Source organism: Deinococcus sp. Leaf326 (genome assembly GCF_001424185.1).
In the GTDB taxonomy this organism is placed as follows: domain Bacteria; phylum Deinococcota; class Deinococci; order Deinococcales; family Deinococcaceae; genus Deinococcus.
The window spans coordinates 90,543-116,683 of record NZ_LMOM01000076.1 but is presented as its reverse complement, the minus strand read 5'-3'; the positions used below and the strand labels follow the sequence as shown (position 1 = coordinate 116,683).

21 protein-coding genes are annotated in these 26,141 nt (G+C 69.3%); 13 read left to right on the top strand and 8 right to left on the bottom strand.

What is annotated here, in order from left to right; genetic code table 11:
* Positions 1–94: 94 nt before the first annotated feature.
* From hutH to hutU, 4 genes are read right to left on the bottom strand one after another with little or no spacing between them, the layout of a single operon-like run.
* Positions 95–1,669, bottom strand: a complete 1,575-nt coding sequence (gene hutH, locus ASF71_RS19855; RefSeq protein ID WP_056303340.1) for a histidine ammonia-lyase — start codon at positions 1,667–1,669, stop codon at positions 95–97.
* A complete protein-coding gene (gene hutI, locus ASF71_RS19850) occupies positions 1,666–2,895 on the bottom strand; it encodes an imidazolonepropionase (protein WP_056303338.1) in 1,230 nt (409 codons plus the stop codon). Before hutI ends, hutH begins: the two co-directional genes overlap by 4 nt.
* Entirely contained in the window at positions 2,882–3,811 is a 930-nt protein-coding gene (locus ASF71_RS19845) for an arginase family protein (protein ID WP_082506233.1), read from the bottom strand. Before ASF71_RS19845 ends, hutI begins: the two co-directional genes overlap by 14 nt.
* Positions 3,808–5,472: a urocanate hydratase gene (hutU, locus tag ASF71_RS19840; protein WP_056303336.1), complete on the bottom strand. Its 1,665-nt coding sequence runs from the start codon at positions 5,470–5,472 to the stop codon at positions 3,808–3,810. The genes ASF71_RS19845 and hutU overlap by 4 nt, the downstream gene beginning before the upstream one ends.
* Before the next feature lie 112 nt (positions 5,473–5,584).
* On the opposite strand from hutU, the gene ASF71_RS19835 reads away from it, so the two are divergent.
* Positions 5,585–6,301, top strand: coding sequence for an IclR family transcriptional regulator (locus ASF71_RS19835; protein ID WP_056303334.1), 717 nt, complete (start codon positions 5,585–5,587; stop codon positions 6,299–6,301).
* A gap of 234 nt (positions 6,302–6,535) precedes the next feature.
* Complete coding sequence (locus tag ASF71_RS19830) at positions 6,536–7,768, top strand: ABC transporter substrate-binding protein (protein WP_056303331.1); 1,233 nt, start codon at positions 6,536–6,538, stop codon at positions 7,766–7,768.
* A gap of 156 nt (positions 7,769–7,924) precedes the next feature.
* Here the strand turns inward: ASF71_RS19830 and ASF71_RS19825 are convergent, their stop codons facing one another.
* Positions 7,925–8,557 (bottom strand): response regulator transcription factor, encoded by a 633-nt coding sequence (locus ASF71_RS19825; RefSeq protein WP_056303329.1) that lies wholly within the window; start codon positions 8,555–8,557, stop codon positions 7,925–7,927.
* Positions 8,554–10,092 carry a HAMP domain-containing sensor histidine kinase gene (locus ASF71_RS19820; RefSeq protein ID WP_235514641.1) on the bottom strand — a complete coding sequence of 513 codons (1,539 nt, stop codon included), beginning with the start codon at positions 10,090–10,092 and terminating at the stop codon, positions 8,554–8,556. Before ASF71_RS19820 ends, ASF71_RS19825 begins: the two co-directional genes overlap by 4 nt.
* 123 nt (positions 10,093–10,215) lie before the next feature.
* On the opposite strand from ASF71_RS19820, the gene ASF71_RS23215 reads away from it, so the two are divergent.
* The 7 genes from ASF71_RS23215 (at position 10,216) to ASF71_RS19790 (ending at position 17,343) form a co-directional block, all read left to right on the top strand.
* Positions 10,216–10,305, top strand: coding sequence for a potassium-transporting ATPase subunit F (locus ASF71_RS23215; RefSeq protein WP_082506232.1), 90 nt, complete (start codon positions 10,216–10,218; stop codon positions 10,303–10,305).
* Between the two features lie 87 nt (positions 10,306–10,392).
* Positions 10,393–12,105, top strand: a complete 1,713-nt coding sequence (kdpA, locus tag ASF71_RS19815; RefSeq protein ID WP_056303327.1) for a potassium-transporting ATPase subunit KdpA — start codon at positions 10,393–10,395, stop codon at positions 12,103–12,105.
* Positions 12,102–14,153: a potassium-transporting ATPase subunit KdpB gene (gene kdpB, locus ASF71_RS19810; RefSeq protein ID WP_056303325.1), complete on the top strand. Its 2,052-nt coding sequence runs from the start codon at positions 12,102–12,104 to the stop codon at positions 14,151–14,153. The genes kdpA and kdpB overlap by 4 nt, the downstream gene beginning before the upstream one ends.
* A 5-nt stretch (positions 14,154–14,158) precedes the next feature.
* Positions 14,159–14,758: a potassium-transporting ATPase subunit KdpC gene (gene kdpC, locus ASF71_RS19805; protein WP_235514640.1), complete on the top strand. Its 600-nt coding sequence runs from the start codon at positions 14,159–14,161 to the stop codon at positions 14,756–14,758.
* 23 nt (positions 14,759–14,781) lie between these two features.
* Positions 14,782–15,888, top strand: coding sequence for a universal stress protein (locus ASF71_RS19800; RefSeq protein WP_056303323.1), 1,107 nt, complete (start codon positions 14,782–14,784; stop codon positions 15,886–15,888).
* A 134-nt stretch (positions 15,889–16,022) separates the two neighbouring features.
* Complete coding sequence (locus ASF71_RS19795; RefSeq protein WP_056303503.1) at positions 16,023–16,451, top strand: four-helix bundle copper-binding protein; 429 nt, start codon at positions 16,023–16,025, stop codon at positions 16,449–16,451.
* A 322-nt stretch (positions 16,452–16,773) separates the two neighbouring features.
* Complete coding sequence (locus ASF71_RS19790; RefSeq protein WP_056303321.1) at positions 16,774–17,343, top strand: NADPH-dependent FMN reductase; 570 nt, start codon at positions 16,774–16,776, stop codon at positions 17,341–17,343.
* 55 nt (positions 17,344–17,398) lie between these two features.
* On the opposite strand, the gene ASF71_RS19785 is transcribed toward ASF71_RS19790, so the two are convergent.
* Both ASF71_RS19785 and ASF71_RS19780 read right to left on the bottom strand, forming a co-directional pair.
* Complete coding sequence (locus ASF71_RS19785) at positions 17,399–18,076, bottom strand: hypothetical protein (RefSeq protein WP_056303319.1); 678 nt, start codon at positions 18,074–18,076, stop codon at positions 17,399–17,401.
* Between the two features lie 123 nt (positions 18,077–18,199).
* Positions 18,200–20,413, bottom strand: coding sequence for an ATP-binding protein (locus ASF71_RS19780; RefSeq protein ID WP_056303317.1), 2,214 nt, complete (start codon positions 20,411–20,413; stop codon positions 18,200–18,202).
* Positions 20,414–20,982: 569 nt separating this feature from the next.
* On the opposite strand from ASF71_RS19780, the gene ASF71_RS19775 reads away from it, so the two are divergent.
* The 4 genes from ASF71_RS19775 (at position 20,983) to ASF71_RS19760 (ending at position 26,138) form a co-directional block, all read left to right on the top strand.
* The gene (locus ASF71_RS19775; protein ID WP_056303314.1) at positions 20,983–22,449 is read left to right on the top strand and encodes an NAD(P)-dependent oxidoreductase; all 1,467 of its coding nucleotides are present in this window, start codon (positions 20,983–20,985) and stop codon (positions 22,447–22,449) included.
* Complete coding sequence (gene preA, locus ASF71_RS19770) at positions 22,442–23,821, top strand: NAD-dependent dihydropyrimidine dehydrogenase subunit PreA (protein ID WP_056303313.1); 1,380 nt, start codon at positions 22,442–22,444, stop codon at positions 23,819–23,821. The genes ASF71_RS19775 and preA overlap by 8 nt, the downstream gene beginning before the upstream one ends.
* Positions 23,822–23,863: 42 nt before the next feature.
* Positions 23,864–25,228 (top strand): dihydropyrimidinase, encoded by a 1,365-nt coding sequence (gene hydA / locus ASF71_RS19765; protein ID WP_056303311.1) that lies wholly within the window; start codon positions 23,864–23,866, stop codon positions 25,226–25,228.
* Between the two features lie 91 nt (positions 25,229–25,319).
* Positions 25,320–26,138 (top strand): ABC transporter ATP-binding protein, encoded by an 819-nt coding sequence (locus ASF71_RS19760; RefSeq protein ID WP_056303309.1) that lies wholly within the window; start codon positions 25,320–25,322, stop codon positions 26,136–26,138.
* Positions 26,139–26,141 lie beyond the last annotated feature (3 nt).

The following is a 26,141-nucleotide window of genomic DNA, read 5'->3' as shown; positions in this document are numbered from 1 at the left end:
CGTTTTTGTGAGTTATCTCTCAGTGGAAGATGGGAGAGATCCGTGCGTACCAACGGTTGCCGTCTCACGTCAACGGAGACCGCGCTGCCTATTTTCAGTGTCGCGAGGTGCTGTCGCCGAAACTCGGGACGCGTCCGGTTCCCGACTCCGCCGCCGAGACCGAATGGGCGGTGGCCTGACCCGCGACTCCCAGCAGCTCCCCACTGCGGACGAGCCCCAGCACGCGCAGCAGGTCGGGGCGGTAATAGCGGTCGACGTCCAGATGGGTGACGTGGGCGCGCAGGTGTTCGTAGGCAGCCTGCACGCCCTGACCGGCCCGCAGCGCCTGAAAGTCGAGGGCCTGGGCCGCGCACAGCAGTTCGGTCGCCACGACGCCCTGCGCGTTCTCCAGAATCTGGCGCAGTTGCCGCGCGCCGTGCGCCCCCATGCTGACGTGGTCCTCCTGACCCGCGCTGGTCGGAATGCTGTCCACGCTGGCGGGGTGCGCGAGCACCTTGTTCTCGCTGACCAGGGCGGCGGCGGTGTACTGCGCGATCATCAGGCCGCTGCTCAGGCCGCCCTCGGGCGTCAGGAAGGCGGGCAGGCCGCTCAGGGCCGGGTTCAGCAGCTGCTCGATCCGGCGCTCGGAGACGTTCGCCAGTTCGGCCACTGCCACCTTGAGGGCGTCGGCGGTCAGCGCCAGCGGCTGCCCGTGAAAATTGCCGCCCGACACGACCTCGCCCGTCTCGGGAAAGATGAGCGGGTTGTCGGTCACGGACGCGAACTCGGTCGCCAGCACCCGCCCGGCCTGGGCCAGGGCGTCCCAGGTGGCACCATGAATCTGGGGAACGGCGCGCAGGCTGTAGGCGTCCTGCACCTTGCCGCATTCGGCGTGGCTGGGCGCAATCTGCGACTCCCGCAGGAAGTGCCGGAGCTCGGCCGCCACCGCCACGGCGCCGGGATGGGGGCGCAGGCCCACCACGTCGGCGGCGAAGGGCCGGTGCGAACCGTACCGGGCCTCGACGGTCATGGCCGCTGCAAGGTTGGCCGTGCCCAGCAGCGTCTGGGCGTCGTGCAGCGCCAGGGCCAGCAGGCTGCCCATAAGCTGCGTGCCGTTGATGAGCGCCAAGCCTTCCTTGGCCTGCAAGGTCAGCGGCGTGAGTCCCAGTTCGGCCAGCACCTCGCCCGAGGGCCGCACCTCGCCGCCGACTTCCACCTCACCCAGCCCGATGAGCGCCAAGGCGAGGTGGGCCAGCGGCGCGAGGTCGCCCGACGCTCCCACGCTGCCCTGCGCGGGAATGACCGGATGCACGCGGGCGTTGAGCAGCGCGAGCAGCAGCTCCACGACCTCCGGACGCACGCCGGAGTGCCCGTGCGCGAGACTCTGGGCGCGCAGGAGCATCATGCCGCGCACGACCTCAGCGCTCAGGGATTCTCCGAGACCGATGGCGTGCGACACGATGAGGTTGTGCTGAAGCTGTTCGAGCTGCCCGCGCCCGATGCGGACGCTCTCGAACTTGCCGAAGCCGGTGTTGACCCCGTACACCGCCCGGTCGCCGTCCACGATGGCCTCGACGACGGCGCGTGCCCTAGCGATACGCCCGCGTGCGGCGGGGGCGAGTTCCACGGCGTCGCCGCCGCGCACGATCTCAATAAAGCCTTCCAGTGTCAGTTCGCGGTCCAGAATCACAGTCGTTCTCCTTGTTGCGCGGGCTGCCCGCCCCGGTAGACCTGCCGCACCGGCTGGCCGCCCAGCGTATACACGAGGTCGCGCCAGTCGCGGCCCTCCAGTGCCAGAAAGTCGGCGCGTTGCCCCGGTGCCAGTGCGCCGCGGTCGCGCAGGCCCAGAGCGGCGGCGGCGTTGACCGTGCCCGCCGTCAGGGCCTCGGCAGGGGTCAGGCCGCACAGGCGCACGGCGAGGGCCAGGGCCAGCGCGGCGCTGGGCAGCGGCGAACTGCCGGGGTTGAGGTCGGTGCCCACCGCCACGCAGGCTCCGGCGTCCACGAGATGCCGGGCGGGCGCGGCGGGCAGCCCCAGATGCAGCGAGACACCCGGCAGCACCGTGGCCACCGTCCCCGAAGCGGCCAGCGCCCGCACCTGCGCGTCACCGCTCGCCTCCAGGTGGTCGACACTGAGCGCGCCGAGGTCACAGGCCAGTTCGGTGCCGCCGATGGCGTGGAACTGGTCAGCGTGCAGCTTGAGCCCCAGGCCATGCGCCCGCGCCGCCGTGAGGATGGCCCGCGTTTCCCCCACCGTGAAGGCCTCGCGCTCGCAGAACACGTCTACGGCAGTCGCCAGTCCGCGCCGCGCCACGTCGGGGATCAGCACTTCGCAGACCTCGCGGACGTACTCGGCCCGGCCCTGCGGCGGCGGAACATGAATGAGCAGGGTGGGCACCAGCGCTCCCGGCATCTCGCGGGCCAGCACCTGCACCGCCTCCAGCATCCGCAGTTCGGCGGCGAAGTCGAGGCCGTAGCCGCTCTTGACCTCAATCGTCGCCGCGCCCGAGCGGATCAGGGCCGCAAGACGGGGGCGGGCGAGGGCCACGAGCTCATCCACACTCGCCGCCGCCGTCGCGCGCATGGTGCTGCGGATGCCGCCGCCGCGCGCCAGGATCGTCTCGTAGGCCACGCCCTGCGCCCGCGCCCCGAAGTCCGCGAGGCGGTCGCCCGCCCAGACCGCGTGGGTATGCGGGTCGGTGAGGGCGGGCACGACCGCCACACCGCCGAGGTCGTGCTCCTCCGAGACTGCGGGCGCGTCCTGGCGACGGCCCACCCAGGCCACCTGCCCGCCGCGCACGAGCAGGGCGGCGTCGGGGATGACCCTCAGCTCACGCATCGCCGCGCCGCGCTGGGGGCCGGGGGCAGGCGTGGTGAGCTGGGACATGCCCGTGTAGAGCACCTCAGTTTCCGGCATCAAAGACCTCACACAGCGTCTCCATGACGAGCCGCGCGCCGATCAGGGCACTCAGGCCGCTGGGATCGAGGTTGGGGGCCAGCTCCACGAGGTCCAGGCCCACCACGGTGTTGCGGCGTGCCGTGGCCGCCAGCAGCGCCGTCGCCTGCGCGTAGGTCAGGCCATCCGGCTCGGGGCTGGAGGTGCCCGGCACCACGGCGGGGTCCAGCCCGTCTATATCGACGCTGATATAGACATTCTTCTCCTGCGGCAACCGTTCCAGGACGTCCGCCAGCCCAGCCTGCACCTCGGGCATCGAGATCAGGGTGTGTCCCCGCACCCGCGCCGCCGCCACCGCCTCGGGGTCAAAACGCAGACCGCGCAGGCCCACGGTCGTGATGTGGACGAGGTCCGGGAGCTCCTCGGCGGCGCGGCGAAACGGGCTGGAGTTGCTGTAGCGCGTGTCGTTGCGTGTGTCGGTAAAGTCGAGGTGCGCGTCAAGCTGCACGACATGGAGCGCCGGCACGTCGCCGAAGGCCCGCAGCAGCGGGTAGGTGACGCTGTGGTCGCCCCCCAGGAAGACCGGCACCCGGCAGCGTCCGCGCAGTCCCCGCGCCTCCTGCGTGATGCGTTCGCGGGCCAGCTCCGGCTCCAGGCTGGGCAGCGCCACGTCGCCCGCGTCGGCCAAAGTGACGCCCTCCAACCGGGTGCGCCCGTCGAGCCCCATGAAGGGCGGCACGTAGCGCAGGCTGGCCTCCCGCAGCGCGCGGGGAGCATAGCGGGCACCGGGCCGGAAACCCAGCGCAAGGTCGAAGGGGATGCCCAGCACGCCCACGTCGGCGTGCCAGTCCTCCCTCAGGTCACGCAGCGGGGCGCGGGCGAAGGTGGCAATGCCGGAATAGGGCAGGTGGGCTGGCTGTTCTCCCGGCTGCTTCACCGCTCCACACTCGGCAAGTCCAGCCCACGTTCCCGCGCCGTATCCAGCGCGAGGTCGTAGCCCGCGTCGGCGTGGCGCAGCACGCCCATGCCGGGATCGTTGGTCAGGCAGCGGCTCAGGCGCAGGGCGGCCTCGGGGGTGCCGTCGGCCAGCGCCACCAGTCCGCTGTGCTGCGAGAAGCCCAGGCCCACACCGCCGCCGTGGTGAAAGCTCATCCAGGCCGCGCCCGAGGCGATCCCTACCCCGAAGTTCAGCAGCGGCCAGTCCGACACGGCGTCCGAACCGTCCAGCATGGCCTCGGTCTCGCGGTAGGGGCTCGCGACGCTGCCCGCGTCGAGGTGGTCGCGCCCGATCACGATGGGGGCCTTAAGGCGGCCGTCGGCCACCATCTCGTTGAACAGCAGCGCGGCGCGGTCGCGCTCCTTGTACCCCAGCCAGCAGATGCGGGCAGGCAGGCCCTGAAAGGCGATTTCACCTGCGGCATAGGTCAGCCAGGACTGGAGGCGCTCGTCCTCCGGGAACAGCTCCAGCAGCGCGCGGTCGGTCGCGTAGATGTCCTCGGGGTCGCCCGACAGCGCCACCCAGCGGAACGGCCCGCGCCCCTCGCAGAAGCTGTCGCGGATGAAGGCGGGCACGAAGCCGGGGTAGCCGAAGGCGCCTTCGACCCCGGCCTCCAGGGCACGCTGACGCAGGTTGTTCCCGTAGTCGAAGGCCACTGCGCCCCGCTCCTGCAGGGTCAGGATGGCGCGGACGTGCGTGGCCATCGCCTCGTAGGCACGCGCCCGGTACTCGTCGGCGTATTCGGTGCGCAGCGCGGCGGCGTCCTCGTCGGGGGCCAGCACCGGCAGGTAGCCCCACATCGGGTCGTGGGCGCTCGTCTGGTCGGTCACGAGGTCGGGCGTCCAGCCGCGTGTCACCACCTCGGTCAGTACCTCGGCGGCGTTGCCCAGGAGACCGATGGAGCGGGCCACGCCCTGCGCCTTGTACCCTTCGGCACGCCGGACGGCGTCGTCAAGGTCACTCGCCACCTCGTCCAGATACCGAGTGTCCAAGCGCTTCTGGATCCGGGTAGGGTCGATCTCGACGGTAATGCTCACGCCGCCCGCGAGCTTGACCGCCAGCGGTTGCGCGCCGCCCATGCCGCCCAGTCCGGCCGTCAGCGTGACCGTGCCCTTCAGGCTGCCGCCGAAGTGCTTGCGGGCGGCCGCCGCGAAGGTCTCGTAGGTGCCCTGCAAGATGCCCTGCGTGCCGATGTATATCCAGCTTCCGGCCGTCATCTGGCCGTACATCATCAGCCCCGCCTGGTCGAGTTTGTCGAAAGTCTCCCAGGTGGCCCAGTGCGGCACGAGGTTGGAGTTGGCGATCAACACGCGCGGCGCCCACTCGTGCGTGCGCAGGACCGCCACCGGCTTGCCCGACTGCACGAGCAGCGTCTCGTCGTTTTCCAGGCGGTCGAGCGTCTCCACGATCTTGTGGAAGGCGGGCCAGTTCCGCGCCGCCTTGCCGCGCCCGCCGTACACCACCAGCGTCTCGGGGTGCTCGGCCACCTCGGGGTCGAGGTTGTTCATCAACATGCGTTTGGCAGCTTCCTGGATCCAGCCTTTGGCGGTCTTCTCGGGGCCACGCGGGGCGCGGATGACGGGTACAGTTTCGGTGGTCATGTCGTCTCCTGGGAGCACAGCTCTGAACTTGAAGTGCCCCCATCCTTCTCCGGCCACGTTTCCCGCACAAGGCGCTTTTCCGGCATGTCCGGAAAGGAGCTAGGATTGGGCCGTGACCCGTACCCGCTCGACCGTCGAGGGTGCGGTCGGCGTGCTCGAAGCTTTCGACGCCGACCATGCCGAATGGACCCTGAGCGCCCTGGCCGCACACCTGGGGCTGGCCACCTCGACGCTGCACGAGCACCTGCAGACGCTGTGTGGCTGCGGCCTGCTCCTTCAGGTCGGGCGCGGGCGCTACCAGCTGGGGTGGCGGCTGCTCAAGCTGTCGAGCGCCCTGTACGGCAGCGTGCCCTGGTACGCCCCCGCCCACGACGCCATGACGGCCCTGGCGCGCGGCACGCACCTGCTGGCCTTTCTGGCGGTGCTGCAAGCCGGGCCGTCGCCGCGGGTTCTGTGCGTGGCCCGGTCGGTGCAGGGCCGCGAGGGCGGCGCGGTGGCAGGCGAGACCCAATTCGTGCTGCCGCCGCACGCCAGCGCCAGCGGCAAGCTGCTGTTCGCCCTGCATGGCCTGACCCCAGACACGGCCCCCGCCGACTGGCCGCAGGAGGCGCAGGCCATCCGCCGCAGCGGCCACGCGCTGGCGCGCGACGAGTGGGAGGTGGGGACGAGTGGCATGGCCGTGCCGCTGCGCGGCGAGGGCGGCGCGGTGCTGGCAGCCCTGGGCCTGAGCTTTCCCACAGGGCGGCTGCGGGGACGCGAAGCCCTGCTGCGCCGGCTGACGGGTGTGGCCGCCGAAGTGTCCTGGGGATTGGGGCACCGGGGGAGCTGATCACCGGAGGGGGGAGGGTGGGGGTGGCCCCAGAGAAAACCGCAGCCGGGGCCGGCGTGGACTGACCGCTGACGCAGCCGGCCTTCATCCCGCACGCTGCGGCGGGATGTAAGAACGCTGTAGCGCCGGGGGATTCATGCTGCCCTGCATCTCAACCGCACGACCCCGGGGCCGCCCCCCTCCCTGCCTGTGGGAAGCCGTGGCCCACACACAAGATGTTTCTAGGAGAAGACCATGTACAGAGCCGTCCTACTGGTGGCTGGCCTGAGCGCGCTGTCGAGCGCCTCGGCCGCCAAACTCGAAATCTTTTCCTGGTGGGCCGGCGACGAGGCCCCGGCCCTGCGCGCCCTGCTGCGGCTATATCAGCAGAAATACCCGGACGTGAGCGTCAACAACGCGACCGTATCGGGGGGGGCGGGCACGAACGCCAAGGCTGTGCTCAAGACCCGCATGCTGGGCGGCACGCCCCCCGACTCGTTCCAGGCGCACGCCGGCCAGGAACTCATCGGTACGTGGGTCGTCGCCAACCGCATGGAAGACCTCAGCAGCCTGTTCAAGTCCGAGGGCTGGACCAAAGCGTTCCCCGCCGATGTGGTCAAGCTCATCTCCAGTAAAGGCGGCATCTGGAGCGTGCCGGTGAACGTGCACCGCTCCAACGTCATGTGGTACAACCCCGCCAAGCTCAAGGCGTGGGACGTGACCCCGCCCAAGACCTGGGCCGAGTTCCTGACGACCTGTAACACCCTCAAGGCGAAGGGCGTCGCCGCGCCGCTCGTCGTGGGCGAAAACTGGACCCAGCAGCACCTCTGGGAGAACGTGATGGTGGGTAGCCTGGGCGCGGACGGCTGGCAGAACCTGTGGAGCGGCAAGACCAAGTTCACGGATCCCAAGGTGGTCGCGGCCTTCACGACCTTCGGCAAGGTCATGGACTGCGCCAACAAGGACGCCGCCAGCCTGAGCTGGCAGCAGGCCAGCGACCGCATCGCGGACGGCACGAGCGCCTTCAACATCATGGGCGACTGGGCCGCCGGGTACCTCACCAACAGCCGCTACCTTCTGCCGAACACTGGCTTCGGCTGGACCACCGCGCCCGGTACCGACGGCACCTTCGTGATGCTCGCCGATTCGTTCGGGCTCCCCAAGGGTGCCAAGCACCGCACCGAGGCGGTCAACTGGCTCAAGGTGCTGGGCAGTAGGCAGGGCCAGGACACCTTCAACCCACTTAAGGGCAGCATCGCCGCCCGCCTGGACAGCGACATCCGGCGCTACAACACGTATTCCCGCAGCGCCGCCGCCGACTGGAAAAAGGACCGGATCGTGGGCAGCATGGCGCACGGGGCCGTGGCTCCCGAGAGCTTCACGAGCGCCTTCGGGGCCGTGATCGACCAGTTCGTGGCGAGCAAGAACGCCCAGAGCGCGGCTGCCGCCGCCCAGCAGCTTGCCGACAAGGCCGGTCTGGGCAGGTAAGGACGCCGCAGTTCCCCTGGCGGCGCGGGGGCCTGAAGTGGTTGTCCATTCGGTGCCCGGGGGATTGACCTCGGGCAGCCCATAGTTCTGGCCGGAACGTGCTGGCGAATGACTCCGCTCGGGCGGGCACAGCGTGTGGCGCCGCTATGCCCGCCCCTACAGCAGCCCGCGCCGCAGCGCCTGCACGGCGGCCTGGGTGCGGTCGGCGGCCTGGAGCTTGACGAGCAGGTCCTGCACATGCAGCTTGACAGTGCTCACGCTGATGCCAAGGGCCAGGGCGATTTCCTTGTTGCCCTGCCCCTCGGCGATGAGGCGCAGCACCTCGGTCTCGCGCGGGGTCAGGGGCGAGACGGCGTGCGGCGCGCGGATGCTGCCCAGGACGTGGTGCGCCACCTGCGGGTCAAGGTACGCGCTGCCGGCGGCGGCGGCCCGGATGGCGAGCAGCAGCAGGTCGGGGTCGCCACTCTTGAGACAGTAGGCTTCGGCGCCCGAGGCCAGAGCGGCAAGGACCTCCTCGCGCAGGTTGTGGGCCGTGAGCATCACGACGCGCGTCTTGGGCCAGCCACGCTTGATCTCGGCGGCCAGGGCGATGCCGTCCATGCCCGGCAGCCCAATGTCGAGCACAGCTACGTCCACCCCGGTGTGCACCAGCTTTTCCAGGCCCTCCTCGCCGCTGCGGGCCTCGGCGACCACCCGCAGGTCGGCCTCCAGATTGATGGCCGCGCGCAGGCCGTCGCGGGTAAAGGCGTGGTCCTCGACGAGCAGCACGCGGATGAGCGAGGGGGTCACGGGGTCTCCAGTGGCAGCCACAGACTGAACACGCTCTGGGCGGCCGCCGTGCGGGTGTAGGTCACGCGCCCCCGGTGCGCCTCGGCGATGCGGCGCGTAAGGTACAGGCCCAGGCCGGTGCCGCCGCCCGCGCCGCCGGCCCGGAAACGCTGGAACAGCGTGGCTTCGCGGCCCGGCGCAATGCCCGGCCCCTGGTCGAGCACGCGCAGCACCGCCTCGCCGTCGTCGGCGCTCAGGGTCACGCGCACCACGCCGCCCGGCGGGCTGAAGCGCACCGCGTTTTCGAGCAGGTTCTGCGCGGCGCGGCGCAGGTCATGCGTCAGGCCCGGCACCCGCACCCCGTCCAGGCCGGTCTCGAAGCTCACGCCGCGCTCCTCGGCCCGCGCGCTGAGCTGGCTCAGGGCGCCCAACACCACGTCGCGCAGGGCCACGCTGCCCACCGGGTCCTCCTGCTCGCCGCTTTCGTACTTGGCGACGAGCAGCAGCTGATCGGCCAGCGCCAGCAGCGCCGCGTTGGCGTCCAGACCGTGACGCAGGGTCGAGAGGTAGTCCTCGGGCAGCGGCCCGTAGGCCCCCTTAAGGGCCAAGCGCATGTTCATGGTGTTGGCCATCAGGGGCGTGCGCAGGTCGTGGCTCAGGGCATATACGAGGTCCTGCATGAGTTCGCCGCGCTCCTGAAGCTGGGTCTGGCGTAGCTGCAGGTCGTCGAGCAGGGCCGTGCGGTCAAGCAGGGGTTGCAGGGTCAGCACCGCTTCCTCCAGCACGTCGGGAGCCGCCGTGGGTCGGGTCAGGAGCAGGAGCAGGTCGTCGCCATGCGGCCGCGAGAGCCGCGCGAGCAGCAGGTCGCCGCCGCCCGTTGCCCATACGCGCCCGGTACCGGCGGGGCGCGCCAGGACCTCCAGCGGCAGCCGCATGCCCAGGCGGCCGGGGCCGTGTTCGGGGCTCAGGCCGTGCGGGGCGGCCAATACGGCGCGGTCCACACTGCCGATCTCGACCCTCTCAGCCCCCGACAGGTCGCGCAGGGCCTGGGCCGCCCGCACCACGAATTCGCCCTGCCCGAAGGGGCCACTGACTGCCTCGACGAGCGCGCGCAGCGCCCGCTCGCGGCCCAGGCGGCGCCGCTCCTCGGTCAGCCGGGCGGCGCGGGCCGAGGCCTCGCGGGCCCGCAGCGTGAGCACCCCGACAAGCAGCGCGGCCAGCATGCTGACCACCCGGTTGACCAGATCGGCCACGTCCGCGCTGTCGCGCAGGCCGTTGCACACCGCTGCGAGGACGTTGCCGGCCAGCACCAGGCCGATCAGGCGTAGCGTCCAGAGGCGCGAAACTCCTAATGCCGCCAGGGCGATGGGCGCGCTGAGCAGTGTGCCGACCACCAGCGAGGCCGGGGTCAGAATGTCCACCAGCGTGATGAGCAGGATCAGGCCCAGGCACAGCCCCAGCAACGCGCGTTCGCTCAGGGGAAAGACGGTGGCGGGGACCTCGGAAACGGGCACCGGCTCGGCTGGAGAAATCGGGTTGGCTCTGACGACAGGCATGGGTCTCCGGGGAGGGCGCTCGGCCCAGGCGCAGCCTAGTGCTTCGGCGGGCGGCCACCACTGGCCATCTGGCCAATCCACTGGCCGGAAGCAGGATACCGGCCGGAGCGACCGGGGAAGAGGATGCCGCTCATGGACCTTGCCCTTCTCCTGATCGTGCTCCTGCTCGCCGCCTACTTGCTGTACGCCCTCGTGCGCGCGGAGAAGTTCTGATGGGCGCGGTCATCGGCCTCCTGACGCTGCTGGCCCTGTTCGGCGCCGCCGCGGCCTTCATCCTCGTCCCCGAAAGGCTGTGACGCTGTGGACATCTTCCTGACCTACGCGTTGGCCTTCGCGCTGGCGATTCCTCTGGGGGCGCTCATCGCGCGCGTCTTCGCCGGCCCCGCCTCCCGCCTCGCGTCCGGCTTTCTGCGCCTGAGCGGCGTGGACGCCTCGCACGGCATGACGTGGCGGCAGTACGGCGCGGCGCTGCTGGGCACCAACGTGCTGCTGGGCGTGGCCGCGTACCTCCTGTTCCTGTTCCAGGGCAACCTGCCCCTGAATCCGGACGGGATCGCCAACATGCGCTGGGACACGGCCCTGCATACCGTCTCCAGCTTCATTACCAACACCAACCAGCAGCACTACAGCGGCCAGAGCGGCCTGTCGTACCTCTCGCAGATGGTGGGCATCACGGCGCTCCAGATCGTGACGCCCGCCGTGGGCATGGCGGCCCTGTTCGCGGTACTGCGCGGCCTCAAGGGCCAGACGGACGTCGGCAACTACTACCTCGACGTGACGCGCGCGGTCGGCTTTCTGGTGCCCACTGCCTTCGTGCTGGCCCTCCTGTTGACCTGGCAGGGGGTGCCCAGCACCTTCAGCGGCGCGAAGACGGCCACTCTGGTGCAGGCCCAGACCATTGAGGGCAAGGCCGTCACCACCCAGACCATCCCGGTCGGGCCGGTCGCCGCGATGGTTGCCATCAAGCAGCTCGGCACGAACGGCGGCGGCTGGTACGGCCCCAACTCGGCCACGCCGCTGGAAAACCCCACGCCGCTGTCGAACCTCATGGAAATCGTGAGCATCATCTTGTTTCCGGTGTCGCTCGTGGTCGCGGTGGGCCGCTTTCTGAACCGCGCCCGTTTCGGGTTGGCGATCATGGTGGTCATGAGCGTGATGTCTGCGGCGCTCACCCTCGGCGCGGTGCTGGCCGAGCGCGGGCCGAACGCAGCTCTTCAGGGTCTCTCGGCACTGGGCCCCAACCTGGAAGGCAAGGAGGTGCGCTTCGGCGCCGATGCCACCGCGCTGTGGGCAGCGGTGACCACCCAGACCAGCAACGGTTCGGTCAACGGGATGCTCGACTCGTTCACGCCGCTGGGCGGGCTGGTGCCGCAGCTCGGCATGTTCCTGAACGACGTATACGGCGGCATCGGCGTGGGCATGATCAACATGCTGATTTTCGTGGTCCTGACCGTGTTCATCGCCGGGCTGATGGTTGGGCGCACCCCCGAGCTGTTTGGGCGCAAGATCGAGGTCCGCGAGATGAAAATCGCCTCGCTGATCATCCTGCTCCAGCCGCTGCTGGTGCTGGGCTTCACGGCGGCGGCACTGGCCAATCCGGCGGTCACGGCCAACTCGAACCCCGGCTTCCACGGACTCTCGCAGGTGCTCTACGAGTACAACTCGGCCTTCGCCAACAACGGCAGCGGCTTCGAGGGCCTGGGCGACAACACGCCCTGGTGGAACGTGACCTGCTCGGTGGTGCTCATCCTGGCCCGCTTCCTGCCCATCCTGGGACCGTTGGCGATCGCCGGACTGCTGGCCACCAAGAAGGCCGCGCCCGAAACCAGCGGCACACTGCGGGTGGACACCCCCGTGTTCGCCGGGATGCTCCTGAGCGTCATGTTGCTGCTGCAACTCCTGAATTTCGCCCCCGCACTGGTGCTGGGGCCGGTGGCCGAACAGCTCACGCTGAACCGCGCCACTGCCGCTCAAGCCGCTGCCGCTTCTACCGGCACACAGGACCAACCATGACCACTGCCCAGCCCCCCAAAGCGCCGAACAGCATCTTCTCGTCGGCCCTGCTCCTGAACGCCCTGCGTGCCTCCTTCGTCAAGCTCGACCCGCGCGCGATGGCCAAAAACCCCGTCATGTTCGTGGTTCTCGTGGGCGGTGTGCTCACGGCGATCCTCACGGTCATGAACCTCGCCTCGGGCCGCTCGTGGGGCTACGAGCTGACCATCACGCTGCTGCTGCTGTTCACGGTGCTGTTCGCCAACTTCGCCGAAGGGCTGGCCGAAGCGCGCGGCAAGGCCCAGGCCGCCACCCTGCGCTCGGCGCGCGAGGACACGCCCGCCCGGCGGCTGGTCAACACTGTGGAGGAAGTGGTGCCCAGCACCCGCCTCGTTCCCGGCGACCTGATCGTGGTCGAGGCCGGCGAGATGATTCCCGGCGACGGCGAGGTCGTTGAGGGGCTGGCCTCGGTGGACGAGAGCGCCATTACCGGCGAGAGCGCCCCCGTGATCCGCGAGGCGGGCACCGACCACAGCGGCGTGACCGGCGGCACGCGGGTACTGTCCGACCGCATCGTGGTGCGCGTGACCTCGCAGCCCGGCGAGAGCTTTCTGGACCGCATGATCGCCCTGGTCGAAGGGGCGAGCCGCCAGAAGACGCCCAACGAACTGGCACTGTCCATCCTCCTCGCCGCACTGACACTGGTGTTCCTGATCGTCGTCGCCACGCTGCTGCCCCTGTCACGCTTTGCCGGGGCCGAGGTCAACGTGGTGACGCTCGTGGCCCTGCTCGTGTGCCTCATCCCGACGACCATCGGTGGGCTGCTGCCCGCCATCGGTATCGCGGGAATGGACCGGGCCCTGCAGGCCAACGTGATCGCCAAGAGCGGCAAAGCGGTTGAGGTCGCGGGCGATGTGGACGTGCTGCTGCTCGACAAGACCGGCACCATCACCATCGGGGACCGGCAGGCCACCCGCTTCGCGCCGCTGCCCGGCGTGACCGAGACCGAGCTGGCACGCCTGGCTGCCCTCGCCTCGCTGGCCGACCCCACCCCCGAGGGCAAGAGCATCGTGGCCCTGGCCCGCACCCAGGGCGTGACCGTGGAGACGCCGGGCGGCGCGGAATTCATTGAGTTCACGGCCCAGACCCGCATGAGCGGCGTGGACTTTCCGGCCGTGGGTGGCCCGTCGAGCATCCGCAAGGGCGCGTCCGACCGCATCGCCCGTCTCGCCGCCGAGCGCGGGGGCCGCGTGCCGCCCGAGCTTCAGCCGCTGGTGGACGAGGTGGCGCGCGGGGGCGGCACGCCGCTGGTCGTCATCCAGAACGAGAGGTTGCTGGGCGTGGTGGCCCTGTCGGACATCGTGAAACCGGGGATGCGCGAGCGCTTCGAGCAACTGCGCCGCATGGGCCTGCGCACGGTGATGATCACCGGCGACAACCCCCTGACCGCCGAGGCGATTGCCCGCGAGGCCGGCGTGGACGGCTTTCTGGCCGAGGCGACCCCCGAGGACAAGCTGCGGATGATCCGCGAGGAACAGCATGGCGGCAAGCTTGTCGCTATGATGGGCGACGGCACCAACGACGCTCCGGCACTGGCGCAGGCCGACGTGGGACTGGCGATGCAGAGCGGCACCCAGGCCGCCAAGGAAGCCGCCAACATGATCGATCTGGATTCCGACCCCACCAAGCTCATCGAGGTCGTCGAGATCGGCAAGGGCCTCCTCATGACACGCGGCGCGCTGACCACCTTCTCGATCGCCAACGACGTGGCGAAATACTTCGCGGTACTGCCTGCGCTGTTCGCCGCGCAGCTTCCGGCCCTCGCGCCTCTGAACGTGATGGGCCTGCGCAGCCCCGAAAGTGCGATCCTGTCGGCCGTCATCTTCAACGCGCTCGTCATTCCGGCCCTGATTCCGGTGGCCCTCAAGGGTGTGCGCTACACCCCCGGCAGCGCCGACGCCCTGCTGGCCCGCAACCTGGTGATCTACGGCCTGGGCGGCGTCCTCGTGCCCTTCGTCGGCATCAAGCTCATTGACCTGGCCCTCGGCGTGCTGGGCTTCCAGAGGTGAATTCCGTGACCACTCCCTCCCTGTCCACCGATGCCGCTCCTCAACCCGGTGTTCTGTCCTGGCTGCGCTTCACGCTGCTGTGGCTCGCCCTGGCGGGACTGCTCTACCCTCTCGTGACCACTCTGGCAGCCGGCGCCCTCTTTCCCCGGCAGGCCAACGGCTCGCTCATCGAACAGGGCGGCAAGGTCGTCGGCTCGGCGCTCGTCGGGCAGACCTTCACGGGCAACACCTACTTCGTCGGGCGGCCCAGCGCAGCGGGGGCGGGGTACGACCCCACCAACGCCTCGGGGTCCAACCTAGCGGTGAGCAACCCGGCGCTGCGTGAGCGCGCGCAGGCAGGCGCCAGGGAGATCGCGGCACGTGAAAACGTAGCCGCCTCGCAGATTCCGGTGGACCTGCTGACCACCTCGGGCGCGGGGCTGGACCCCCACATCTCGCCCGCCGGGGCCGAGCTTCAGGTAGCGCGGGTGGCACGGGTGCGTGGGCTGGACGCGGCGCAGGTGCGCGCCCTGGTCGCCGCGAATACCGAGCGCGGAGCCCTGGGCCTGGGCCAACCGGGCGTGAACGTGCTGCGTCTGAACCTCGCGCTGGACGCGGCGCGCTGAAACAGCCCCCCCGTGGAGATGCCGTGACCGAACCGCGCCAGCCCGAACGCCTCTCGCTCTCCCGTCCCGGGGAGGGCGCGGGGCGCACACGCGGCCTCTACAAGATCTTTGTGGGCATGGCAGCGGGCGTGGGCAAGACCACCCGCGCCCTGAACGAACTGCGCGAGCGCCTGGAGCGCGGCGAGGACGCCCTGATCGGCGTGCTGGAGACGCACGGTCGCCGGGGCACCGTGCAGGCCGCCGAGGGGCTGCCGGTCTTTCCGCGCCGCGTCCTGGCGCACGGCGGCGTGACCCTGGGCGAGCTGGACGTGGACGGCCTGATCGCCCGCCGCCCCGGCGTGGTGCTGGTCGACGAACTGGCCCACACCAACGCCCCCGGCAGCGCCTGCGAAAAGCGCTGGCAGGACGTGGAAACGCTGCTGGACGCCGGAATCGACGTGATCTCGACCGTGAACGTCCAGCACCTCGAATCGCTGAACGATACGGTGGCCCGCCTGACCGGCGTGCGCGTGCGAGAGAGATTGCCCGACGCGGTGCTGCACGGCGCCGACGAACTCGTGTTCGTGGATCTGCCGCCCGACGACCTGCGCGCGCGGCTGCGGGCCGGGCATATCTACGGCCCCGAGAAGATCGAGCAGTCGCTGACCAACTTCTTCACGGTCGCCAACCTCACGGCCCTGCGCGAGATCGCGCTGCGGCAGGTCGCCAACGCGGTCGAGATGGAAGCGCCTGCGGGCCAACCCGGCGTGCAGGAGCGGGTCGTGGTCGCCATCGCCGCTGAGGAGACGGGCGGCCGCCTGATCCGCCGGGGCGGCCAACTCGCCGAGCGGCTGCACGGTGAACTGCATGTGGTGACCATCCGGCCCACGCGCCTGAATGCCGAGCAGGCCCGGATGCTGGGCACCTTCCGGGCCATCACGGCGGCCCTGGGGGGGCAGTTCCATGTCCTCGACGCCCAGGGCAGCGTGGCGCCGGTCCTCGTGCGCTTCGTACAGGAGATTCACGCGACGCAGGTCGTCATGGGCGAGACGAGCCGCTCGCGCCTCACCGAATTTCTGCGCGGGGACATCATCAAGACCGTGCTGCGCGAGACGCGCAACGTGGACGTGTACGTCATCAGCCGGGACTGACACGCGGGCCCTGAAGTCCCCCTCAAGGTTGTCCGAAGGTAGGACGAGTGAGTTCTTCACTGCGCGGTATGGGGGGCGTGCAGGCTAGGCAAGCCGATCTGCCGACCCTCCCCGCGCCTGCTCAGGAGAAGACCATGACGACTTCCGACCACACGCCCGCCCTGACCCGGATGCTTCAGAACCACCCGCGCGCCGCGCAGGTCGCCGACCTGCCCACCCTGGCCGAGTGCATTGCCGCCTGTGCCGAGTGCACCCAAATCTGTGCAGCCTGTGCCGACGCCTGCCTCGCCGAGTCGGACATCGGCATGATGGTGCCCTGCATCCGGCTGGACCTCGACTGCGCCGACATCTGTGGGGTGACTGGGCGGGTACTCGTGCGCCAGACTGCGACGACGCCGGAGGTCGTGCGAGCCCAGCTTCAGGCCTGCCTCGTGGCGTGCCGGGCCTGCGCCGACGAGTGCAGCAAACACGCCGGACACCATGAGCACTGCGGCCTGTGCGCCGAGGCCTGCCGACGCTGCGAGGCCGCCTGTCAGGCGCTGCTGGACACGTTGGCCGCCTGATCGGCAGACCATAGGGGCATGGGGGTCGCCTTGATAACACTGATCAAGGCACTCGGCCCGTAGCCCAATGTCCATAGGGCAGTCAAGGTAGCGGCGGACAAAACAGAGAGACCTGTACCCGCGAACAGGGAAAGGACGGCCGGCAGAGGGTCAGATTTTCCGGACACCTTTCCCAAAAGCCCGTGCTACGGCCCAGCCTGTCAAGCCAGGGTCCGCCCGCCTGTCCCAGAGTGCGGCGCGGTGACCATGGTAGCGTGACGGAACCGACCCGGCGGGTCCGCTGCCGCGCGGCCCACCCCTTCCCTGCTCTCGGAGGAACCACATGGTCAAGATCGCGATCATCATCGGCAGTACACGCGCCGCCCGGTTTGCCGACAAGCCGGCCGACTGGCTGCGCGGCATCGTCTCGCAGCGCAGCGACGCCGACTACGAATTTGTGGACCTGCGCGACTTTCCCCTGCCTTTTTTTGACGAGGTCGCCTCGAACGCCTACGCGCCGTCGCAGAACGAGGTCGCGGTCCGTTGGCAGCACAAGGTCGCCGAGTTCGACGGCTACATCTTCCTGACGGCCGAGTACAACCACGCGCCGACCGCCGTGCTGAAAAACGCCCTGGACTACGCCTATCCCGAGTGGAACAAGAAGCCCGCCGCGTTCGTGGGCTACGGCTCGGTGGGCGCGGCGCGGGCGATCGAGCAGCTGCGGCAGATCGCCGTGGAGTTGCAGATGGCCCCGACCCGGACCGGCGTGCACATCCAGGGCGCGGATTTCTTCGGGGCGTGGCAGCAGGGCGCGGCGCTCGAAGACATGGCGCACCTTCAGCCGGGCGTGCAGGCCATGCTCGACGAACTGCTGTGGTGGGCGAAGGCCCTAAAGACCGCGCGCGAGGCCTGAATCCTGGGAGGGGGGGCGGGACCGGGAATATGTCCTGGTCCCGCCCCCTCTCCGCCTACTTCCGGCAGGTCAGATTCACTCGGAAACTGGGGTCGGGCACGCTGAAGTTGGCCTTGACACGCTCGGCGTTCTTCGCGCCGACCTCCAGCAGGAACTTCTGGGGCGTGTAGGTGGCGACGGCGGCAGGGTCCATCTTGCTCTCGGGGAAGATCTGGAACTCGTAGAGGGTGCCGGTACCCTGTTGCATCTTGGCGTAGGTCTTGCTCTGCCACCCCTCACGCCAGCTCTTGCTCCAGCTGTTGCCGTCGGCGAAGGCCAGACTGACCGCACCGTTGTACTCGATGCCGGCGTCGTCGAGGGTCAGCGTCTCCTGCGCGCCGTTCTTGATCTCGACCGTCACGCCCCAACCGTCACCGTAGTACTGGTCTTTGACCGCCTGGACCTTCGTCACGCGCAGCCGCTCAATGCCGTTGAACAACCACTCGTTCACGCAGCCCTCGACACTGGCCTTGGCATTGGCCCCGCCCTGGGCCGCGAGCACTGCCTTCAGGTCGGCGAGTTTGAGGTACGTGACCCCGCCGATCACAGTGGTGTTCAGCGTGACCGACTGGCCGTTCAGGACGAGCGTGGTGGGCGCGGCCTGGGCAACGGGCGCCGCGAGCAGGGAGAAAGCAGCGAGAGAGCTGAGCAGGCGACGGGTCGGAAGGCGGAGGGGACGGGGGTTCGCGTTCATGGCAGGCCTCCTGGGCACGCGGCGACCCGCTCGGGGCACGCCGGAAATTCGGGCACAGTCAGACGCTAGGAGAAGGAGCGTTGCACTGCCGTTGCAGTAGCCCGCTCTCAGCGGGCCCAGGACTCAGTCGCTGCCCGGATCGTCGGCCGCGGCGCGCAGCGTGAAGGCCACGCGGGTCCCCTCACCCGGCACCGAGTCGAGCGTGACCTGCCCGCCGTGACGCTCGACGATCTTGCGTACGAGGGGCAGCCCAATGCCGTTGCCCGCATACCGCTCGCGGCTATGCAGGCGTTGGAAGATGGTGAACACCTGCTCGAAATGGCGTTTCTCGATCCCGATGCCGTTGTCCTGCACCGTCACGGTCACCCACTGCCCCCCGCGCCGGGCCGACACCTCGACCTGTGGGGGGCGCGCGGGCGAGCTGAACTTCAGGGCGTTGTCCAGCAGATGGGACAGCACCAGGCGCAGTTGTGCGGGATCGCCCAGCACCTGCGGCAGCGGCCCAATGTTCAGGGTACCGCCGCGGTCGGCCAGTGGTACGGCGAGCTCGCGACTCGCCTGCGCCGCCTGGGTATCGAGCAGGACCGGCACGAAGGGGCGGGGCCGACTTCCGATGCGCGAGAAGGTCAGGAGGTCGTCGATCAGCAGACGCATCCGCTCGGTGCCCTCGGTGATGTATGAGACGTACCGCGCCACGCGCGGGTCGCCGCTGTCACCGAAGCGCAGGGCCAGCAGCTGCGCGAAGCTCGACACGCTGCGCAGCGGCTCCTGCAGGTCGTGGCTGGCCACGAAGGCGAACTGTTCGAGTTCGGCGTTGCTGCGCTCCAGCTCACGCGTGCGCTGCTGCAGGGCCTGGGCCTGCTCGGCGCGTTCCAGCGCCAGCCCGAGGTTGTGGACCACGCTTTCGACGATCACCCGGTCCACCTGCGTCCAGGGCTGGGCCACGTTCAGGCCCAGCGCGAAGACGCCGCGCACCTCGCCGTGGACCAGGACCGGCAGGGTGGCGACCGTCTCGACCGGCATCTCCTGCGGCGAAAGGATGCCCGACAGCGCCGGATCGGTCTCCAAGGCGTAATGGTCGGTGTAGTAGGGCTGGCGCGACTGCCACGGCACCAGCAGGTACACGCTGCTGTGGTAGGGCAACCCGGCGTCGAGCGCCTCCTGCAGGGCTGGGCTGCCCAGGTCGCCCACTTGGGACCGGACGCGCCACAGACCGCCCTCGGGTTCGTAGTACAGCGCGAAGGTCTGGGGCAGCAGCGAACGCGTGAACTCCTGCGCGTGGCCGATGAGCCGGTAGGGATCGGTGTGCAACGTCAGGTGCCGCGTCAGTTCAGCAAAGCCCTCGAGCACACGGGTCCGGGCCTCGAGTTCGAGATTGTTCTGCCGCAGTTCCTCGGCCTGGCGCGCAAGGTCGCTGCGACTCTGGTCCACCTGGCTCTGGAGCAGGGTAGCCCGGGTAGACCAGAGCCGCCTGAAGCTGCGTTCGGACCGCAGGTCGCGCAGATAGCACACCAGCCCACCGGCTTCCCCGTCGCCGTCCCGGACCAGAAAAGCGTCCACCGGCACGCGCTCGCCGCCACTCGTCAGCACTTCCTTCTCGGCCGGGTCCGACCTCCCCGTCCTCACCGCCTGCTCGAAGGCCGCCTGGGCGCCGTCCATATGTTCGGGCGGCAGCAGCGTGGCCCAATCGGGCACCTGGAGCGCGAAGTCCTCGTGGGTATACCCGAGCAGCTTCAGCGCGGCGTCGTTGGCCCCGGTCAGGCGGCCTCCCAACGTACTGCTCAGGATGGGCACCGGGCTTTCCTGCAGCAGCCGGCGCGACCTCTCCTCGCTCTGCTGAAGCTCGGCGAAGGCGGCGTGTTCACGCTGCCGTGCCAGCAGATGTCCCAGGGTCGCTGCGCCGTACAGTGTCAGCTTGTCCAGAAAACGTTGCTGGGCCGCCGACACGAACCGCCCCTGCGGGAACTCCAGTTGCAGCAGCCCCAGCGGCGCACCGTCGAGGCACAGCGGCCACAGGACCTGTTCGGTCTGTTCGCCGGTCAGCTGTTCGGGAGCCCGGCACAGCGCCATCAGGTAGGCGGCCTGCTCGTCCGGGGTCTGGTCCACCGGGGGCCACGCCGCGCCGTCCGGCAGGGGGCCGGAAGCGCCTACGCGGCACAGGCCACGCTCACCCACCTCCCAGACGGCGGCGTGAACAGGTGCGAACTCCTGAACCGCCGCGTCCAGCAGTCCCTCCCAGGCCAGCCCAGGCTGCTGCAGGCCGCCGATCCGGTGAAGGACGCCGTGGAGCTGCTCGCTCAGGCGATGTTGCTCCTTCAGGACGGCGACGTCGGACATAGCTGAAGATACCGTGAAGCCTGCTCCCTTGAAAGCAGTTCACCGGACTTTGCCACGCAGCCTGTACGTCGGCACGGGCCCCGGCAGGATTAGACTGAAGCACCAATCGTCTCGACCTGAACGGGCCGTGGAGCCTCTGCCTCTACGTCGCCCTGTCCTGCGTTTTGTCATCGGTATTTTTGACAATCTGCACTAATCCGCACCCCTTCCTCCTGGAAGCAGAATAAATGTGCGAATCGTTGAGGAATAATTCAGCAATCCGCTAGAAAGATAGAGACCTGAATGCCGGTTTTCCGCGCCAGGACGATACGACACCACAACCTTTCAGAGTGCTGAATGTATTTATATTTTCCTTTTTGCATAAATATTCTATTTTGACAGAGTGTCTAGTCGTCTTTTGAATGTCTTCTTATCGAAAACGTCCGTCTCAGAAGGAATTTAAGCTAGGCAGGAGATTGACACACCTGTCCGTCTGCCTCAAAATTATGCATGACGGTTAAAGCAGCTCCCGTGAGGGTTGAACCGGGCCCCGACCACCGCGCCTGATTTCACGCCCTGACGAGGTATCCATGACGCAGTCCGGCTCTCCGCAGGCCTTCTCCGCACCCGACCTCTCCCCGACCGGCAGCGCCTGGCAGGAGCTCCTGCCGCCTATGACCGCGCACGAGGCCAGCGTGGAGGCCAACCGCTGCCTGTACTGCTACGACGCTCCGTGTATGCAGGCCTGCCCGACCCACATCGACATCCCGACCTTCATCCGCAAGATCAGTACCGGCAACCTGCGCGGGTCGGCGCGCACCATCCTGGAGAGTAACTTTCTGGGCGGCACCTGCGCCCGCGTGTGCCCGGTACAGGAACTGTGCGAGGGGGCGTGCGTGCTGGGGCCCGACCACAAGCCCATCCAGATCGGGCGGCTGCAACGCCACGCGGTCGACCACGTGCAGGAACGCGGTCTGACCCTGTTCACGCCCGCCCCGGCGACCGGACGGCGCGTGGCGGTGGTCGGCAGCGGCCCGGCCGGAATCAGCGCCGCCGCCGAACTGGCCAAAGCTGGCCACGCCGTCACGCTGCTCGAAAAGCGTGAGCTGGCCGGTGGCCTCTCGACCTACGGCATCATCTCGCTGCGCGAGCCGGTCGAGGTGGCCCAGCGCGAGGTCGAGATGGTACGCGCCCTGGGGGTGCAGGTCCGGACCGGACATGAGCTGCGGGACCTCGCGGGCCTGAGCGAACTGCTGCTGGAGCACGACGCCGTATTTCTGGGTCTGGGCCTGGGGGCCGTCCCTGCCATGGGCATTCCCGGTGAGGCGGCGGTTCTCGACGGCCTGGAATTCATCGAGACGGCCAAACTCCGCCCGCACGACCTACCACCCGCGCGCCGCGTGGCCGTGATCGGGGCGGGCAATACTGCTATCGACGCCGCGACAATGGCCCGCCGCGCCGGAGCCGAGGTCGTGATGGTCTACCGCCGCACCGAGGCCGAGATGACGGCCTACCGCCATGAATACGAATTTGCGCTGCACGAGGGCATCGGCTTCGCGTTCCTGACCCAGCCGGTCGGGGTCGAGCTGGACGCGGCGGGGCAGGTCGTGGGCCTGCGCTGCGTGAAGATGGCGCTGGGCGCGCCCGACGCCTCCGGCCGCCCGCGCCCGGAGGCCGTGCCTGGCAGCGAGTTCGTGCTGCCCTGCGACGCGGTGGTCAAGGCCATCGGGCAGGAGAAACCCGCGCTGGCGACCGCACTGGGCCTGAGATTGGACGGCGGCTACATCGCCGTGGACGAGAACCTGCGCACCAGCCTGGACCGTGTATGGGCCGGCGGGGACGGCGTGCGCGTACGCGGCAGCGCCAGCACCGTGATGGCCGTGCAGGACGGCAAGATCGCGGCAGTGAGCATCAGCGCCGCGCTGGGGCGCGAGGCCAATGTGACCCTCAAGCCGCAGGTGCCCACCGAGGTCCGGCACCTGCCACTGTACGCCCAGGCCCACCATCCTCAGACGCCGCCCGTACAGGCGGGCACCCCGGAGAACACCCATGGCTGACCTGAGCGTGAATTTTGCGGGCATCCGCGCGCCCAATCCCTTCTGGCTGGCCTCGGCGCCGCCCACCAACTCGGGCGCGCAGATTCACCGCGCCTTCGAGTACGGCTGGGGCGGCGCGGTCTGGAAGACCATCGGGGCACCGGTCCTGAACATCTCCAACCGCTACAGCGGCCTGTCGCTGGGCGGACAGCGCCTGCTGGCGATCAACAACGTCGAGCTCATCTCCGACCGCCCGCTGGACGTGAACCTGCGCGAGATTGCCGAGGTCAAGCGGATGTGGCCCGACCGCGCCGTGATCGTCTCGGCGATGGTGGACGCCGATCCGCAGGCGTGGCGCGACATCGTGATGATGATCGAGGACACTGGGGCCGACGGCATCGAGCTGAACTACGGCTGCCCCCAGGGCATGAGCGAGCGCGGCATGGGCGCAGCCGTCGGGCAGGTGCCCGAGATGTGCGAGCTGAATACCCACTGGGTCACCAGTGTGACCCGGCTGCCGGTGATCGTGAAGCTCACGCCGAACATCACCCGGATCACCGAGCCGGCACACGCGGCCCTGGCGGGCGGGGCCAACGCCCTGTCGCTCATCAACACCATCAACTCGATCATGAAGGTGGACCTTGACACCCTCCAGATCACGCCGAGCATCGGCGGGCGCGGAACGCACGGGGGCTACGCGGGACCGGCAGTCAAACCCATCGCCCTGAACCTCCTCTCCGAACTCGTGACCGACGAGGGCGTGCGCCGCAGCGGCGTGCCCATCTGCGGCATGGGGGGCATCCAGACATGGCGCGACGCCGCCGAATTCCTGCTGCTGGGCGCGACCTCGGTGCAGGTGTGCACGGCGGCGATGCACTACGGCTACCGCATCGTCGAGGACATGATCGACGGCCTGAGCAACTGGATGGACGACAAGGGCTTTGCAACCATCGCTGACGTAGCGGGCCGCGCCGTGCCGCAGGTGAGCACCTTTGGGCAGCTCGACCTCGGGTATCAGGCGGTGGCGCGCATCCACGCCGACAAGTGCATCGGGTGCAACCTCTGTTACGTGGCCTGCAACGACACGGCCCACCAGTGCATTGACCTGTACGCGCCCGGCGGCGTGCAGGTGGATCCCGGCTACGACCTGCGCGCGGGCGGCAAGGAGGTCAGTGTGGACCGCCCGCGCCCGGTGATCCGCGAGTCGGACTGTGTGGGCTGCGCGCTGTGCGCCAACGTGTGCCCGGTCGACGGCTGTATCGAGATGGTCAGCGTGCCCAGCGGCCGCCCGCACGTCACCTGGGACGACCTAAGTGCCCGGCAGCCTGCCGTGACCCAGCAGTGGAGCGCGATGGAAGCCTTCCGGGCCGAGAACGGCTTCGAGATCCACTAGGGACGGCGCGGGCCATTCAGAGATCAACAGGAGGCGAGACCAGTGACCCTACTCATTCAGAACGGCGAAATCGTCTCCGACGGCCGGCGGTACAAGGCCGACGTGCTCGTCGAGGGCGAGAAGATTGCCCAGATCGGCGAGCACCTGCCCGTCCCCGAGGGGGCGCAGGTCATCGACGCGGCGGGCAAGTACGTCTTTCCCGGCCTCATCGACCCGCACGTCCACATCCACCTGCCGTTTATGGGCACCTTTGCCAAGGACACGCACGCGACCGGCTCGCAGGCAGCCCTGATCGGCGGCACGACCACCTACATCGAGATGCTGGCCCCGGCGGGAAGCGAGGCGCTGGAAGACGGCTGGCAGACCTGGACGGGCATGGCGGCGGGCCAGAGCGCCTGCGACTACACTTTCCATATCGGCGTGACGCGCTGGGACGACGGGACCGAGGCCACGCTGCGCCGGCTGGTCGCCGAGGGCATGACCTCCTTCAAGGTCTTCCTGGCGTACAAGGGGGCCTTCGGGATCGACGATCACGCGCTGTACGGGGTGTGCCGGCTGGCCGCCGAGCTGGGCGTGGTGGTCACGGCCCACTGCGAGAACGCCGATCTGGTGGCCGAGCTCCAGCAGAAGCTGCTGGCCGAGGGCAGGACCGGCCCCGAGTGGCACGAGCCGAGCCGCCCCGAAAGCGTGGAGGCCGAGGGCACCGCGCACTTCGCCACTTTCGTCGAGATGACGGGCGCGAAGGGGTACGTGGTGCACCTGAGCAACGCCCGCGCGCTGGATGCCGCTCTGGACGCGCGGGCGCGGGGGGTAAACCTGAGCGTGGAGGTGGTCATCCCGCACCTGACGCTGGACAAGACCTACGCCGAGCGCCCCGGCGTGGAGGGAGCCAAGTACGTGATGTCGCCGCCGTTGCGGGACAAGGCCAACCAGGAACGGCTATGGGCCGCCCTGAAGGCCGGCGACATCGACACGGTAGCGACCGACCACTGCCCCTTCGACGTGGCGCAGAAGCAGATGGGCGACGGCGACTTCACCCGAATCCCGAACGGCATTCCGGCCATCGAGGACCGCGTGAACCTGCTCTACACCTACGGCGTCAGCCGGGGCGACCTGAGCCTGGAGCGCTTCGTGGACGCCGCGAGCACCCGCAGCGCGCACATTTTCGGGCTCTACCCGCGCAAGGGAACGGTGGCCGTGGGCAGCGACGCTGACCTGGTGGTCTACGACCCGACCTACCGGGGCCAGATCTCGGCGGCGACCTCGCACATGAACAACGACTACAGCGGCTTCGAGGGGGTCGAGATCGACGGCCGGCCCGAGATCGTCACCGTGCGCGGCGAGGTGGCGGTCCGCGGCGGCGAGTTCGTGGGCACGCCAGGGCGGGGGCACCTGCTGCGCAGGTAAGGGGGGTACGGGCAGTGGGAAGTGGAAACACCACCGCGCTCGCCCCCTCCCGCTGCCTCCACTCACCACTCACGACTTCTTGGAGACTCCCGTGACGCACACCGTATCCACATCCCCCCCGTCGTCTCCGATCTCCTCCGCCGCCGCGCCCATCGTGTCGGCGCGCAACCTCGGCATGGTGTTTCCGGTGCCGGGGGGGCAGACGGTGGCGCTCCAGGGGGCCGACCTCGACATCGCGCCGGGCGAGTTCATCTCGCTCATCGGGCCGTCGGGCTGCGGCAAAACCACGCTGCTGCGGCTGATGGCCGACCTCATCCAGCCGACGGGCGGCGAACTGACGATCGGCGGCGAGTCCCCAGAGGCCGCACGCCGGCGCCGGGCCTACGGCTACGTGTTCCAGGCTCCGGCCCTGATGGAATGGCGCAACGTGCTGAACAACGTGCTGCTGCCGCTGGAGGTCATGAACGTGCCGGGCGACCGCAAGTCAAGGGCGCGCGAGATGCTGCGACTCGTGGGGCTGGAGAAGTTCGAGCGGTCGTACCCCTGGCAGCTCTCGGGCGGCATGCAGCAGCGGGTGAGCATCGCGCGGGCGCTGGCCTTTGACCCGCCGCTGCTGTTCATGGACGAGCCCTTCGGGGCGCTCGACGAGATTACGCGCGAGATGCTGAACCTCGAACTGCTGCGGCTGTGGCGGGAGACGGGCAAGACGGTGGTCTTCGTGACCCATTCGATTTCCGAGGCCGTTTTTTTGAGCAGCCGCGTGGTCGTCATGACGGCCCGTCCCGGCAAGATCGAGGGGATCGTGCCCATCGACCTGCCCCACCCGCGCGGCGACGACACGCGCGAGGACCCCCGCTTCTTTGCAGCGGCGACCGAGGTCCGCGAACTGCTGCGGCGGGGGCACGCGTGAGGG

Excerpts from the sequence above, each read along its gene's own strand:
- hutI (WP_056303338.1), bottom strand. The coding sequence starts at position 2,895 with ATGCCGGAAACTGAGGTGCTCTACACGGGCATGTCCCAGCTCACCACG.
- hutU (WP_056303336.1), bottom strand. The coding sequence starts at position 5,472 with ATGACCACCGAAACTGTACCCGTCATCCGCGCCCCGCGTGGCCCCGAG.
- ASF71_RS19830 (WP_056303331.1), top strand. The coding sequence starts at position 6,536 with ATGTACAGAGCCGTCCTACTGGTGGCTGGCCTGAGCGCGCTGTCGAGC.
- ASF71_RS19820 (WP_235514641.1), bottom strand. The coding sequence starts at position 10,092 with ATGCCTGTCGTCAGAGCCAACCCGATTTCTCCAGCCGAGCCGGTGCCC.
- ASF71_RS23215 (WP_082506232.1), top strand. The coding sequence starts at position 10,216 with ATGCCGCTCATGGACCTTGCCCTTCTCCTGATCGTGCTCCTGCTCGCC.
- kdpB (WP_056303325.1), top strand. The coding sequence starts at position 12,102 with ATGACCACTGCCCAGCCCCCCAAAGCGCCGAACAGCATCTTCTCGTCG.
- ASF71_RS19795 (WP_056303503.1), top strand. The coding sequence starts at position 16,023 with ATGACGACTTCCGACCACACGCCCGCCCTGACCCGGATGCTTCAGAAC.
- ASF71_RS19790 (WP_056303321.1), top strand. The coding sequence starts at position 16,774 with ATGGTCAAGATCGCGATCATCATCGGCAGTACACGCGCCGCCCGGTTT.
- ASF71_RS19785 (WP_056303319.1), bottom strand. The coding sequence starts at position 18,076 with ATGAACGCGAACCCCCGTCCCCTCCGCCTTCCGACCCGTCGCCTGCTC.
- ASF71_RS19780 (WP_056303317.1), bottom strand. The coding sequence starts at position 20,413 with ATGTCCGACGTCGCCGTCCTGAAGGAGCAACATCGCCTGAGCGAGCAG.
- ASF71_RS19775 (WP_056303314.1), top strand. The coding sequence starts at position 20,983 with ATGACGCAGTCCGGCTCTCCGCAGGCCTTCTCCGCACCCGACCTCTCC.
- preA (WP_056303313.1), top strand. The coding sequence starts at position 22,442 with ATGGCTGACCTGAGCGTGAATTTTGCGGGCATCCGCGCGCCCAATCCC.